Source organism: Pararhizobium sp. LjRoot235, assembly GCF_964254145.1.
Lineage (GTDB): Bacteria > Pseudomonadota > Alphaproteobacteria > Rhizobiales > Rhizobiaceae > Pararhizobium.
In genome coordinates, this window is the sequence record NZ_CAXUSP020000001.1 from 740,062 (window position 1) to 753,795 (window position 13,734).

At 62.5% G+C, this 13,734-nt stretch carries 13 protein-coding genes; 4 read left to right on the top strand and 9 right to left on the bottom strand.

The features are described from left to right. The first annotated feature begins 36 nt into the window (after positions 1-36). Positions 37-294 (top strand): type II toxin-antitoxin system Phd/YefM family antitoxin, encoded by a 258-nt coding sequence (locus tag ACSQ2Z_RS03450; protein ID WP_436079921.1) that lies wholly within the window; start codon positions 37-39, stop codon positions 292-294. Continuing rightward, the gene (locus tag ACSQ2Z_RS03455) at positions 291-755 is read left to right on the top strand and encodes a type II toxin-antitoxin system VapC family toxin (protein WP_436079922.1); all 465 of its coding nucleotides are present in this window, start codon (positions 291-293) and stop codon (positions 753-755) included. The genes ACSQ2Z_RS03450 and ACSQ2Z_RS03455 overlap by 4 nt, the downstream gene beginning before the upstream one ends. Here ACSQ2Z_RS03455 and hutU read toward each other — a convergent pair. The 4 genes from hutU to hutI are packed head-to-tail and all read right to left on the bottom strand — an operon-like array spanning position 689 to position 6,013. Next, positions 689-2,362, bottom strand: coding sequence for a urocanate hydratase (gene hutU / locus ACSQ2Z_RS03460; protein WP_436079923.1), 1,674 nt, complete (start codon positions 2,360-2,362; stop codon positions 689-691). The genes ACSQ2Z_RS03455 and hutU overlap by 67 nt on opposite strands. After that, positions 2,359-3,177 carry an N-formylglutamate deformylase gene (gene hutG / locus ACSQ2Z_RS03465; RefSeq protein ID WP_436079924.1) on the bottom strand — a complete coding sequence of 273 codons (819 nt, stop codon included), beginning with the start codon at positions 3,175-3,177 and terminating at the stop codon, positions 2,359-2,361. Before hutG ends, hutU begins: the two co-directional genes overlap by 4 nt. A 2-nt stretch (positions 3,178-3,179) precedes the next feature. After that, positions 3,180-4,715 (bottom strand): histidine ammonia-lyase, encoded by a 1,536-nt coding sequence (gene hutH, locus ACSQ2Z_RS03470; RefSeq protein WP_436079925.1) that lies wholly within the window; start codon positions 4,713-4,715, stop codon positions 3,180-3,182. Positions 4,716-4,762: 47 nt separating this feature from the next. Beyond that, positions 4,763-6,013: an imidazolonepropionase gene (hutI, locus tag ACSQ2Z_RS03475; RefSeq protein WP_436079926.1), complete on the bottom strand. Its 1,251-nt coding sequence runs from the start codon at positions 6,011-6,013 to the stop codon at positions 4,763-4,765. 99 nt (positions 6,014-6,112) lie between these two features. On the opposite strand from hutI, the gene ACSQ2Z_RS03480 reads away from it, so the two are divergent. Beyond that, positions 6,113-7,468, top strand: a complete 1,356-nt coding sequence (locus ACSQ2Z_RS03480; RefSeq protein WP_436079927.1) for a formimidoylglutamate deiminase — start codon at positions 6,113-6,115, stop codon at positions 7,466-7,468. 112 nt (positions 7,469-7,580) lie between these two features. Next, positions 7,581-8,327: a histidine utilization repressor gene (gene hutC, locus ACSQ2Z_RS03485; protein ID WP_436082963.1), complete on the top strand. Its 747-nt coding sequence runs from the start codon at positions 7,581-7,583 to the stop codon at positions 8,325-8,327. A 14-nt stretch (positions 8,328-8,341) separates the two neighbouring features. Here hutC and ACSQ2Z_RS03490 read toward each other — a convergent pair whose 3' ends face one another. The 5 genes from ACSQ2Z_RS03490 to ACSQ2Z_RS03510 form a co-directional block, all read right to left on the bottom strand. Beyond that, positions 8,342-8,482 (bottom strand): hypothetical protein, encoded by a 141-nt coding sequence (locus ACSQ2Z_RS03490; protein WP_436079928.1) that lies wholly within the window; start codon positions 8,480-8,482, stop codon positions 8,342-8,344. Between the two features lie 152 nt (positions 8,483-8,634). Continuing rightward, positions 8,635-9,207, bottom strand: coding sequence for a sarcosine oxidase subunit gamma family protein (locus tag ACSQ2Z_RS03495; RefSeq protein WP_436079929.1), 573 nt, complete (start codon positions 9,205-9,207; stop codon positions 8,635-8,637). Next, positions 9,200-12,157 carry a sarcosine oxidase subunit alpha family protein gene (locus ACSQ2Z_RS03500; protein WP_436079930.1) on the bottom strand — a complete coding sequence of 986 codons (2,958 nt, stop codon included), beginning with the start codon at positions 12,155-12,157 and terminating at the stop codon, positions 9,200-9,202. The genes ACSQ2Z_RS03495 and ACSQ2Z_RS03500 overlap by 8 nt, the downstream gene beginning before the upstream one ends. Further along, the gene (locus ACSQ2Z_RS03505) at positions 12,154-12,426 is read right to left on the bottom strand and encodes a sarcosine oxidase subunit delta (RefSeq protein WP_436079931.1); all 273 of its coding nucleotides are present in this window, start codon (positions 12,424-12,426) and stop codon (positions 12,154-12,156) included. The genes ACSQ2Z_RS03500 and ACSQ2Z_RS03505 overlap by 4 nt, the downstream gene beginning before the upstream one ends. 9 nt (positions 12,427-12,435) lie before the next feature. Continuing rightward, complete coding sequence (locus tag ACSQ2Z_RS03510) at positions 12,436-13,686, bottom strand: sarcosine oxidase subunit beta family protein (RefSeq protein ID WP_436079932.1); 1,251 nt, start codon at positions 13,684-13,686, stop codon at positions 12,436-12,438. Positions 13,687-13,734 lie beyond the last annotated feature (48 nt).

The window sequence follows — 13,734 nt, forward strand, 5'->3', positions numbered from 1 at the left end:
CCAAGTTTAATGGACTAAGTCCGCAGGAGGACGATGATGGAAACCGTCAATATACACGAAGCAAAGACACATCTCTCCCGTTTGATCGAAAAGGCCTCCAAAGGTGAGGCCTTCATTATAGGTAAAGCCGGAATGCCAATGGTGAAGGTGGTTCCGATCGACGAAGCTGATATGCCGAAAAAGCGCCGCATCGGGTTTATGAAGGGCGAAATCGTCGTCCCGGATGATTTCGATACAATGATGGCGGACGAGATTGAGGAGACGTTTTACGGCGGCAGCCTATTTCCCAAATGAGACTTCTCCTCGACACACATATTCTGATTTGGGCGGCTGGTGATATCGACCTTCTGCCCAAGAACATCAGATCTCTCATCGAGGAGACCGGCAACGAACTCCTCTTCAGCCCGGCCAGCATCTGGGAAACTGCAATAAAGCACGGGACCGGCCGTGGTGGCTTTCGGGCCGACCCCCTTGTCCTGCGCTACCGTCTCCTTGCAAACGGATATATCGAACTTCCGATAAACAGCGAACATGCGATTGCGATTGCGGGTCTGCCCCTCATTGGCAGGGACCCCTTCGATCGCATCCTGATTGCTCAGGCCATCATCGAAGGGGTCCCGCTTATCACTGTTGATCAGGCCGTCCTTCAGTATCCCGGCCCTCCCAAAAACATCCGCTGGTGTAAGCCTCAGTTCCCGAGAATTCCGGGCAACCGCAGGCCTTTTTCCTTGGCGCAGTCGAGGGCGATCTCGTAGCCGGCGTCGGCGTGGCGCATGACGCCGGTCGCCGGGTCGTTCCAGAGGACGCGTTCGATGCGGCGGGCGGCATCTTCCGAGCCGTCGCAGCAGATGACGACGCCCGAGTGCTGCGAGAAGCCCATGCCGACGCCGCCGCCGTGATGCAGCGATACCCAGGTAGCGCCTGATGCGGTGTTGAGAAGCGCGTTCAAGAGCGGCCAGTCGGACACGGCGTCGGAACCATCCTTCATCGCTTCGGTCTCGCGGTTCGGGGAGGCGACGGAACCGGAGTCGAGATGATCGCGGCCGATGACGACCGGGGCGCTCAGCTCACCAGTTTTGACCATTTCGTTGAAGGCAAGGCCGAGGCGGTGGCGGTCGCCGAGGCCGACCCAGCAAATGCGCGCCGGCAACCCTTGAAAGGGGATGCGATCGGCGGCCATGTCGAGCCAGTTGTGCAGGTGCTCGTTGTCGGGAAGTAGTTCCTTGACCTTGGCATCGGTCTTGCGAATATCCTCCGGATCACCCGACAGGGCAGCCCAGCGGAACGGACCGATGCCGCGGCAGAACAGCGGGCGGATATAAGCCGGCACGAAGCCCGGGAATGCGAATGCCTTTTCAAGGCCCTCTTCCTTTGCGACCTGGCGGATGTTGTTGCCGTAGTCGAAGGTCGGAATGCCCATGTCCTGGAACGCGATCATCGCTTCGACATGCTCGCGCATTGAAGCACGGGCGGCCTTTTCGACGGCCTTCGGGTCGCTTTCGCGCTTTTGCTTCCACTCAGCCATCGTCCAGCCCTTCGGCAGGTAGCCGTTGATCGGGTCGTGGGCGGAGGTCTGGTCTGTCACCATGTCCGGGCGGATACCGCGGCGGACCATTTCCGGCAGGATTTCGGCGGTGTTGCCAAGCAAGCCGACGGACTTCGCCTCGCCCGCGGCGGTCCAGCGTTTGATCATGTCTATGGCTTCGTCGAGAGTTTCCGCCTTGGCATCGACATAACGGGTGCGCAGGCGGAAATCGATCGAGTCGGGATTGCACTCGACGGCGAGGCACGAGGCGCCGGCCATGACGGCCGCGAGCGGCTGCGCGCCGCCCATGCCGCCAAGCCCGCCGGTCAGAACCCACTTGCCCGTGAGATCGCCGTTGTAATGCTGGCGACCGGCTTCGACGAAGGTTTCGTAGGTGCCCTGAACGATGCCCTGGCTGCCGATATAGATCCACGAGCCGGCGGTCATCTGGCCATACATGGCAAGACCCTTTTTATCCAGCTCGTTGAAATGGTCCCAGGTCGCCCAGTGCGGCACGAGGTTGGAATTGGCGATCAGCACACGCGGCGCATCCTTGTGGGTGCGGAAGACGCCGACCGGCTTGCCGGATTGCACCATCAGCGTCTCGTCTTCGTTGAGGTCGCGCAGCGTTTCGACGATCTTGTCGAAGTCGGCCCAGGTGCGGGCGGCGCGGCCGATGCCGCCATAGACCACCAGTTCGTGCGGGTTCTCGGCCACTTCCGGATCGAGATTGTTCATCAGCATGCGAAGCGGCGCTTCGGTCATCCAGGATTTTGCGGTGAGTTCAGTGCCGCGGGCTGCGCGGACGTCGCGGATGTTGTGACGAGGATTGGTCATTTGGTTCCCCTTGTTGTGTGTGCGAGTGTCAGCGCGGATGCTTCAATGCGCGCGAGAATGTCTTTGAGGTGAATGCGAAGTCTGGCCGCCTTGGCTTCGTCATAGGCGAAGGGCGGTGCTTCCGTGCTCAGATGCGTGGATTGCGCCAGTTCCATCTGGATCGCATGCACGCCGGTCCCAGGTTGACCGTAATGACGCGTCGTCCAGCCGCCCTTGAAGCGGCCGTTGAGGATGCTGTCGTAGCCCTCGGCCTTCGATGCCACATCGAACGTTGCCGCTTCGATGGCCGGATTGCATGTCCAGCCGCTGTCGGTGCCGATGTTGAAATCCGGCAGCTTGCCAGCGAACAGGAACGGGATGTGCGAGCGGATCGAGTGGCAATCATAAAGCACGGCTACGCCATGGATCGCCTTTACCCGCTCTATCTCTGCCGCCAACGCCGCGTGATAAGGTGCATGGAAATCGGCCAGCCGGGCGGCGATATCGGCGTCCGTCGGCTGTTCGCCGTCCTTCCAGATGGCAAGACTGTCGAAATCGGTTTCGGGCACGAGACCGGTCGTGTTCTGGCCGGGATAAAGGCTGACACCTTCCGGATCGCGATTGGCGTCGATGACGTAGCGATGGAACGTGGCGCGCACCGTCGTCACCTCCGGCAGCAAGCCGTCGTAGAGGCGATGGATATGCCAGTCGGTGTCGGCGAGGATGCGGCCATTGGCGTTCAGCCGCTCCCAGATGGCGGGCGGAACCTCGGTGCCGGTGTGCGGAAAGCCGAGGATGATCGGCGATGTGCCCTGACGGATTTCGAAGACGCTCATTCTCAGCCCTCCAGCACCGGCAGAATGCCGGCGGAAACTGCGGCGTTCAGGGCGCCGGAGCCGACGAGATCGCTCGCCGCCTTGAGGTCAGTCGCCATGTAGCGGTCGATCTCCAGCGTCGGGACAACGGAACGGATGGCGGCAATGGCGCTGGTCAGTTCCGGGCTGGTGGTGAGAGGTGCGCGGAAATCGATGCCCTGTGCCGCCGTCAGCGCCTCGATGCCGATGATGGCGAAGAGGTTGTCGGTCATCTGAAGCAGGCGGCGGGCGCCATGGCAGGCCATGGAGACATGGTCTTCCTGGTTGGCCGAGGTGGGGGTGGAATCGACCGAGGCCGGGTGCGACATCTGCTTGTTTTCCGACATCAGCGCGGCCGAGGTCACTTCGGCGATCATCAGGCCGGAGTTGAGGCCTGGCGTCTTGGCGAGAAATGCCGGCAGGCCGTAGGAGAGTGCCGGATCGACCAGAAGCGCGATACGGCGCTGCGAGATTGCGCCGATCTCGCAGATGGCAAGGGCGATCTGGTCGGCGGCGAAAGCGACGGGCTCGGCATGGAAGTTGCCGCCGGAGACGACGGAATTATCGGACAGCACAAGCGGATTGTCGGTAACGGCGTTGGCTTCGATCTCGAGCGTGCGGGCAACGGAGCGCATGAGATCGAGGCAGGCGCCGTCGACCTGTGGCTGGCAGCGAATGCAATAGGGGTCCTGAACACGCTCGTCACCTTCGATATGGCTTTCGCGAATGACCGAGCCCTTGAGCAGGCTGCGCAGAGCGGACGCCGCGTCGATCTGGCCCTTGTGGCCGCGCAGCGTATGAATGTCGGGATGGAACGGTGCGGAGGAGCCCATGGCTGCGTCGGTCGAAAGCGCACCGGTGATTAACGCTGACTGGGCGGCGCGGTGGGCGCGGAACAGGCCGGCAAGGGCCAGCGCGGTCGAAACCTGTGTGCCGTTGATCAACGCCAGGCCTTCCTTGGCCGCCAGCACGACCGGCGTCAGCCCGGCACGCTCGAGCGCCGTGCGGCCGGCAAGCTGCTCGCCACTGAAGAACGCTTCGCCCTCGCCCATCATGACGGCTGCCATATGAGCCAGTGGCGCGAGGTCGCCGGATGCACCGACGGAGCCCTTTTCCGGGATGACCGGGATAACGCCCTTTTCGAGCATGCCCTCCATCAGACGGACGAGTTCGAGCCGGACACCTGAAGCGCCGCGTCCGAGCGAGACGAGTTTCAGCGCCATGATCAGGCGGACGATGTTTTCGGCAAGCGGCTGGCCGACGCCGCAGCAGTGCGAGAGGATCAGGTTGCGCTGCAGGGTGGCGACATCGGCGGCATCGATCTTGATGCTCGCCAGTTTACCGAAACCGGTGTTGATGCCGTAAACCGGCGCATTGCCCGCAGCGATCTCGGCGATGCGGGCGGCGGCCTTCTCGATGCCCTTGTCGAAGAAGGGATCAAGCCGGGCTGCCTCGCCGGTCCAGTAGATGGTTTCGAGTGTCGAAAGCGGGACGGAGCCCGGCTGCAGAATAAGAGTCATCGCGAAGTCCTCACCAATGCGCAGAGCCAGGCTCACGCGTCTTCATTTCAATGTCCGTTGCGGACGCGCGCATGCAGCGGGTTGAAGCCCATGCGATAAACAAGCTCGGCCGGCCGCTCGATATTCCAGATGGCAAAGTCGGCCCATTTTCCGGGTTCCAGCGTCCCCACCTCGTCGACGAGGCCGAGCGCGCGCGCCGCCTCCCGCGTCACGCCGGCGATGCATTCAGTGACCGTCATGCCGAACAAGGTCGCCGCCATGTTCATGGTCAGAAGCAGCGAAGTGAGCGGCGAGGTGCCGGGATTGCTGTCGGTGGCGATTGCCATCGCAACGCCGGCCTTGCGGAACAGCTCGATCGGCGGCTTCTTGGTTTCCCGGATGAAGTAAAAGGCGCCGGGCAGGATGACGGCGATCGTGCCGCTCTTCGCCATGGCTTCGGCGCCGGCTTTGTCGGTATATTCGAGATGGTCGGCCGACAGAGCGCCATACTCGGCGGCAAGGGCGGCGCCGTGCAGATTGGAGAGCTGGTCGGCATGCAGCTTGACCGGCAGGCCATGCGCCTTGGCTGCGTCGAACACCAGTCGCATTTCGTCCGTCGAAAAGGCAATGCCTTCGCAGAAGCCGTCAACCGCGTCGGCGAGCCCTTGCGCTGCAATTGCGGGCAGCATCTCTTCGGCGACCTTGGCGATATAGCCGGCCTTGTCGCCCTTGAATTCCGGCGGTAGCGCATGCGCACCGAGGAAAGTGGTGCGGATGGCAACGTCGCGCTCGTCCCCAAGACGGCGCGCGGCGCGCAGGGTCTTCGCTTCGTTTTCGAGGTCAAGGCCGTAGCCGGACTTCACTTCGACGGTCGTCACGCCCTCGGCGATCAATGCGTCGAGGCGCGGGAGCGTCTGGCGGACGAGCTCGTCTTCGCTGGCTTCGCGCAGCGAGCGGACCGAAGAGACGATGCCGCCGCCGGCGCGCGCCACTTCTTCATAGGTCGCGCCAGCGAGCCGCATTTCGAATTCACTGGAACGATCGCCGGCATGAACCAGATGCGTGTGGCAATCGATCAGGCCAGGCGTGATCCAGCGGCCGCCGCAGTCGATGACTTCACCGGCGTCCTCGATGGTAAAAGGCAGGTCTGCTTCGCTGCCGGCATAAAGGATGCGCCCGTCGTCGACAGCGATGACGCCGTTCTCGACAAGGCCGAGACCCGGCAAGGCCGGGTTCAACGTCGCGAGCCGGGCATTCCGCCAAAGGCGATCGCAAGCGGCTGGTCGGGACCCGTCCTGTGTCGATTTTATGGAAGACATCGTTTTCCAGCCTTTCCTTTTCGTGCTATTATGTATAGACATAAAGAAAATCAGCGCAAGTGGTTTTTTTGACCATCGCAGTCAGGAAGGGATGAGGCCTTGACCAGCATTCATGTGAAATCGGCGCTGACGCCGGCGGGGTGGCAAAAGGACGTGCGGCTGGCGATCGAGGCCGGGCGGATCGCGTCCGTCGAAACGGGTGTTGCGGCTGAGGCAGGTGACGATCGTCATGACATTCTCGTTCCCGGCATGCCGAACCTGCACAGCCACGCATTCCAGCGGGGCATGGCGGGGCTTGCGGAAACGCGCGGGCCTGGTGCCGACAGTTTCTGGAGCTGGCGCAATGTGATGTACCGTTTCGCCCTGTCGATGACGCCGGACCATGTCGAGGCCGTCGCCAGCCAGCTCTATATGGAAATGCTGGAAGCCGGGCTTTCCCGCGTCGGCGAATTTCATTATCTCCACCACGATATCGACGGCAGCCCCTATGCCGATATTTCCGAGATGGCCCAGCGGATCGCCTCGGCGGCTTCCAAGACAGGCATCGGCCTGACGCTGCTCCCGGTCTTCTATGCGCATTCGACCTTCGGCGGCGCCGCGCCGACCGAGGGCCAGCGCCGGTTCATCAACACGATCGAGAGCTTCGAGCGGCTGCTCGACGGCTGCCATCGGGCGGTAAAGGGTCTGCCGGATGGACGCGTTGGCGTGGCGCCGCATAGCCTGCGGGCGGTGACGCCGGAAGAATTGGCGACCGTCGTTGCGATGGCAAAGGATGGGCCAATCCATATCCATGTGGCCGAGCAGGTCAAGGAAGTGGATGATTGCATCGCATGGTCTGGCGCACGACCGGTCGAATGGCTGCTCGATCATGCCGGGCTTGATGGCCGTTGGTGTCTGATCCATGCGACGCATATGACGGATGACGAGACTCGGCGCATGGCGCAGAGCAAGGCGATCGCCGGCCTTTGCCCGGTGACGGAGGCCAATCTCGGCGATGGCACGTTCAACGCGGTCGTCTTTGGTGAAGCGGGCGGGAAATTCGGCGTCGGTTCGGATTCCAATGTCCTGATCGGGCTTCCGGACGAGCTTCGGCAGCTTGAATATTCGCAGCGCCTGGCGCATCGCTCGCGCAACGTCCTTGCCGCTCCCGGCCAATCGACCGGCCGCGCCCTGTTCGATGCTGCGCTTGACGGCGGCAGCATCGCCTTGGGGTCAAAGGCCGGGGCATCGAAGACGGGGATTGCTGCCGGCAATCCGGCGGATTTTGTCAGCTTGGCGGTCCCGGACGGCGGTTTGAACGATGACGCGGTTCTCGACTCATGGCTCTTTGCCAATGGAACGAAACCGGACTGCGTCTGGGTCGCCGGCCGCAAGCAGGTCGAAGGCGGGCGGCATCATCGGCGAGATGAGATATCCTCCCGGTTCCGCAAGGTGATGACGGAGCTTTTGGCGTGATGGATTTGATTCGGCGTCCAGTCTTTTCAGGACACGCGGTGCTGAAGAATTCCTGCTAGGACCTAACGGATTTGAGGAAAGTGAGCGCGTGGTGAAATCGCAGCATGCAGATTTGGATGCGGACAGCGCGCTTCCCGGCGGGGCAAGCGACCTGTCGCTGCATCAGCGCATTCTCGGCGATATCGAGGACCGTATCCTTTCCGGCGAATGGCAGCCTGGCTTTCGCATCCCCTTCGAGGTCGATCTTGCCGAGCAGTACAAATGCTCGCGGATGACCGTGAACAAGGCGCTTACGCAACTGGCGAAAACGGGGCTGATCGAGCGGCGGCGCAAGTCCGGCAGCTACGTGACGCAGCCGCGCGCCCAGTCGGCGGTGCTCGAAATCCGCGACATCAAGCTGGAAGTCCAGTCATTGGGTCTCGCCTATGACTATAAGCTGTCGGCAAAGGCACGGCGGCGGAGCAATGCCGAAGACAGATCAAGGCTCGGCCTCGACGCGGCAGCACCCATCCTGGATGTGACCTGCACGCATTTTGCCGGCAATCGACCGTTTTGCGTCGAACAGCGCCTCATCAATCTGGCGGCTGTGCCGGACGCGGCGTCGGAGAGTTTCGAAGAGGTGGCGCCTGGCCCCTGGCTCCTGAACCGGGTGCCGTGGAGTGCGGCCGAACATACGATAAGGGCGGTGGCGGCGGCTGAACCGGTCGCCACGGCCCTTGGCATTGCAGTCGGAACCGCCTGCCTGACAGTGGAGCGGCGCACCTGGAGCAATGGCTCCTACATCACCCATGTGCGCCTGATCTATCCGGGCGAGCGGCATGCGTTGGTTGCCAATTTCACGCCGTCGCAGCCGAAGTGACGGCAAGCTGCCGATTACTTCTTCGGCTTGGCGCCGGATAGTTTGGGAACTTCCTTTTGGGTGGTCGCGCTGAAAGGGGTGGCTGCCTTGGCCGCAACCTTGTCCTTCTTCGGTTTCCTGACTTCCTTGTTGCTCTTTGCTTGTCCCTTGGCCATGGCGTGCCTTCCTCGTGCGAAAATGAAACGTCCACGCGCGTGATGCGATGCAAATCAGTGGCACCGAAGCGGCGGATATTCCGACCATGAACGATGCCGTGGTTCGAGACAATCGGAAAATTTGAAAGCGATTGCCGGGACGAAACAGGCAATCAATCTGCCGTCTTTGCGTCCAAGCCAAATTCGAGGCTCATCTGCACGAGTTCGTCCCATAGGCTTTCGGCGAAGCCGCGCAACACCATGACTTCGAAGCTATCTGCACCGGTTCGCGTGATCAGAGCCGAAATGTGGCCGATCAGCGTCATGGCCGAGTGGCCGATGGCGAAGTTCGCCCGATCGAGATCGACAGCCGTGCCCTTGGCGAGGACGGCTTCGACGGATGCACCGCTGATGCCGATCCGGACACGACCGTGGCTTTGATCGGCAATCGACGCCTTGCCTGCAAGGAGTACCGCCTTGCCGGAGATCTCCGTGGCAGAAAGAGGCGCATCGCCGACGACGAACCACTGTCCGGGGCCGTAAGGGCGCACGGCATGAGGGGCGCCATCGCCGACCTGCGGGATCAAGGTCTGCAGATCGCCACTTTCATGTGCGGCGAGCACCTGCAGTACATGGCCTTCCGGCAGGGCGTTGAGCGTTATCCTTGCCCTCGTCGAGGAGGCGCCGAAAGAACCGGACCTGGCGCCCGCCAGAGCGGAACGATGAAGGAGAGCGAAATCAACCATGGAGCTTTCCGTTTTCCGGATCGAAGAAGACAGGGCTGCCGAGCACGGCCTTGGTATATTCATTTTTCAGGTCGTTCCAGACCGTGACATGCTCGCCATGCCGCTTCGGACCGTGCTTGACGAGCGCCAGGCCGATGGTCGAGCCGAGGTTGGGCGAGTAGCAACTGGAGGTCACATAGCCCTGATCGTTTTCCAGCGACGGCGTGGCGCCATCGGAGAGAATGTGCGATCCGGTCCTGAACGTCGTCGCTGGATCGAGGGGTTTGACGCCAACCAGCGACAGCCGGTCGTCTGCCAGCATTCCTTCGCGCGCGAGCATCGCCTTGCCGATGAAGTCCAGCTTGGCCGTCGAAACCATTTTGGCGAGACCGAGGTCGGCGGGAATGACGGTGCCGTTGATCTCCGAATGGGTGACATGGCCCTTCTCGATGCGCATGACGCCGAGCGCCTCGACCCCATAGGGGCAGATGCCGTGCGGGCTGCCTGCTGCCATGATCGCATCCGCCACGGCTTCACCGTAGCCGGCTGGAACTGCCAGTTCGTAGGCAAGTTCGCCGGAGAACGAGATGCGAAACAGCCGACCGGTCAGCTTGCCGCCGAACAGCGAGACTTGCCTGGCGCCGAGGAAGGGGAAGGCCGCATCGGAAATATCCTCGTCGACCAGCGCCTGCAGGATCGTCCGCGACTTCGGTCCGGCGACGGCAATCTGCGCCCACTGGTCCGTCGAGGAGGCAAACTGCACATCGAGATCGGGCCAGAGCGCCTGGGCGCAGAATTCCAGATGATTCATCACGCCAGCCGCATAGGCCGTCGTCGTCGTCATGAAGAAGTGGTTTTCGCTGAGCCGGCTTGTCGTGCCGTCGTCAAAGATCATGCCGTCTTCGCGCAGCATCAGGCCATAGCGTGCCTTGCCGACCGGCAGTTTCAGGAAGGCGTTGCAGTAGATGCGGTTCAGGAATTCCGCGGCGCCCTTGCCGAAGATCTCGATCTTGCCGAGCGTCGAGACATCGCAGATGCCGGCGTTCTTGCGGACGTTCAGCACCTCGCGATCGACGCTTTCGCGCCACGTCGTTTCGCCCGATTTCGGGAACCAGGAGGAGCGATACCAGAGGCCGGTTTCGACGAAGACGGCGCCGTTCTTCCTTGCCCAGTCGTGTAGCGGCGATTTGCGCACCGGTTGGAAATGCTTGCCCTTGGAGGCGCCGGTCAGAGCGCCGAAGGAGAGCGGCGTGTAGAAGGGGCGGAAGGTCGTCGTGCCGACGTCGGCCGGCGAGATCTTGCGGGCCTCGGCGAGAATGCCTATGGCGTTGACGTTCGACAGCTTGCCCTGATCGGTCGCCATGCCGTTTGTGGTGTAGCGCTTGGCAAGTTCGACATGGCCGTAGCCTTCGCTGACGGCGAGGCCGAGGTCCTTCACATGCACGTCGTTCTGATAATCGATAAAGGCCTTGCCCTTTGCGCCGCGCACATACCAGAGCGGCTTGGCGACGGTAGCGGTGTCGGCCGCCTGCGCGAAGGCGGCGCGTGCATTGGAAAAGCCGAGGCTGCGCAGAACGTTTCCGGCTTTTTGGGCGCCGTCGGCTAGGCAGGCTTCGATGGCGCTCACGCCAGCCGCCGAACCGGCAATGGTCAGGCCGTCCTGCGTTTCGGGCGCAAGAAACGCGGCCTTGGCGTCCGACCAGACGGGCTTTGCGCCGCGGTGACAGGCGAGATGGATGATTGGGCTCCAGCCGCCCGACATGGCAAGGGCGTCTGCCTTGATCATTACCGGCGCGCCGTCCTTGAGGACGGTGACACTGGTGAGGGCTTTGCCGCCCTTGGCGTCCTGCACCACCGCGCCGGGGAAAACGGGTGCGCGCCCGCTCCAGGATGAAGCGGCGTTGGCACGAGCGTCGACGATGGCGGCGACCTCAAGCCCGGCTGCTTCGAGGTCGGTCGCGGTCCTGTAGCCGGATTCGTCGTTGGTGAAAATGACGGTACTCTTGCCGGGCGCGACGGCTTGCCGGTTGAGATAGGAGCGCATGGCGCCAGCCATCATCACGCCCGGAATATCATTGCCACCGAAGACGAGTGGGCGTTCTTCCGCGCCAGACGCGAGGATCGCGTGCTTGGCGGCAATGCGCCAGAGGCGCTCTACCGGCCGGTTGGGGTCGATGGCGGCGGTATTTTTCTGCACGCTTTCTACGGCGCCGAAGACATTGCCGTCATACCAGCCGAACGCGGTGGTGCGCGAAAAGATGCGCACATTGGGAAGGCTGGCCAGTTCGGCAAGTGTTTCCGCGAGAAGGCCCGCTGCGGCTTTCTCGCCCATTGCCGCGGTCTCGGCGAGAAGCGAGCCACCCGGCTCAAACCCTTCGTCTGCGAGGATTACTCGTGCACCGGCCCGACCGGCAGTCAGCGCTGCAGCAAGGCCGGCAGGGCCTGCGCCGATCACCAGCAGGTCGCAATGGGCCCAGCATTTCTCGTAGGAGTCCGGATCGGGCTCGTAGGTGGCGCGGCCGAGGCCTGCCGCCTTGCGGATGATCGGCTCGTAGACCTTTTCCCAGAAGGCGGCCGGCCACATGAAGGTCTTGTAGTAGAAGCCAGCGCCGAGAAAGGGCGAGAGCAGGCTATTGATGGCGCCGAGGTCGAAATCGACGGAAGGCCAGCGGTTCTGGCTCCTGGCGGTCAGGCCGCTGTAGAGTTCGACCAGCGTTGCGCGCGTATTCGCTTCGGTGCGGCCTCCTTCGCCGATGGTAACCAACGCGTTCGGCTCCGCCGCACCGGCCGTCAGGATGCCGCGGGGGCGATGGTATTTGAAGCTGCGGCCGACAAGCTGGCGGCCGTTTGCGAGCAGCGCCGAGGCCAGCGTGTCGCCGGCAAACCCTTGCATCGGCTTGCCGTCGAAGGTGAAATCGAGCGGCTTGGCGCGGTCGATGCGACCGCCCCTGGAGAGACGGAAGGAACTCATGCGGTCTCTCCCTGGGCGCTCGCATCCGATACGGCATAGACCGCATGGGTCATGGTATCACGCTCAACGACGAGCCAGCGGCGGCAGCCTGACGTGTGGTGCCAATATTCCTTGTGGCGACCGCGCGGGTTGCCGCGCAGATAGACGTAGGAATACCAGGCGTCCTCGCCGGCATCGGGTGCCGGGCGGGCGATTGCGGCGTCACCCCTAACGGTGAATTCTTCCTTGGGGCGCGGCCCGCAATGGGGGCAGACGATCAGGCTGGCCATGAAATGTCCTCAATGCAGATTGGGTTGTGAGCCGACGCCCTTTTCATCGATCATCCGGCCGCGCGCGAAGCGGTCGAGCCGGAAGGCTTTTGCCGTTTCGTGCGGCTGGTTCCTGGCGATCAGATGGGCGTAGCAGAAACCGGAAGCGGGCGTGGCCTTGAAGCCGCCGTAACACCAGCCAGCGTTCAGGTAGAGATTGTCGATATGGGTGCGGTCGATGATCGGCGAGCCGTCCATGCTCATGTCCATCACGCCGCCCCAGGAGCGCAGCACCCGAACGCGCGACAGCGCGGGGATCATCGCGACGCCGGCCTCGGCGACATGTTCGACGGTCGCGAGATTGCCGCGCTGGGCATAGGAATTATAGCCATCGATATCACCGCCGAAGACGAGGCCGCCCTTATCGGACTGGGAGACGTAGAAATGGCCGGCGCCGAAAGTGACGACATTGTCGATGAAGGGCTTCAACCCCTCCGAGACGAAGGCCTGTAGCACATGGCTTTCAATCGGCAGCTTCATGTCGACCATGTCGGCGACGACGGTGGAATTGCCCGCCGCTGCCAGCGCCAGCTTGCCACAGCCGATGAAACCCTGGCTGGTTTCGACACCCGTGACGCGACCGTTTTCGCGGCGAATGCCAGTGACCTCGCAATTCTGGATGATATCGACGCCGCGACTGTCGGCGCCACGGGCATAGCCCCAGGCAACCGCGTCATGCCGCACGGTGCCGCCGCGCTTCTGCATCAGCGCGCCCTGGATCGGGAAGCGGGCATTGTCGAAATCTAGGAAAGGCAGCATCTGGCGGACGGTGTTGCGATCGAGCAGGTCCGCATCGACGCCATGAAGGCGCATGGCATTGCCGCGCCGCGAATAGGCGTCGCGCTGGGCGTCGGAATGATAGAGGTTGAGCACGCCACGTTGCGAGACCATGGCGTTGAAGTTGAAGTCCTGCTCCAGCCCTTCCCAAAGCTTCATCGACAGTTCGTAGAAGGGGTTGTTGGCCTGCAGCAGATAGTTGGAGCGGATGATCGTCGTGTTGCGGCCGACATTACCGGAGCCGATATAGCCTTTCTCCAGCACCGCGACATTGGTGATGCCAAATTCCCTGGCAAGATAGTAGGCCGTCGAAAGGCCGTGTCCGCCACCGCCGACGATGACCACATCATAGTGGTTTTTCGGAACCGGACTGCGCCATGCGGGCTGCCAGCTTTTGTTGCCGCGCAGGGCATTCAGACAAACGGAAAAGGCAGAGTAGCGCATGATCGATTCACCGTGAGAACTGGCAGCGATCATGACAGGGTTGATTTT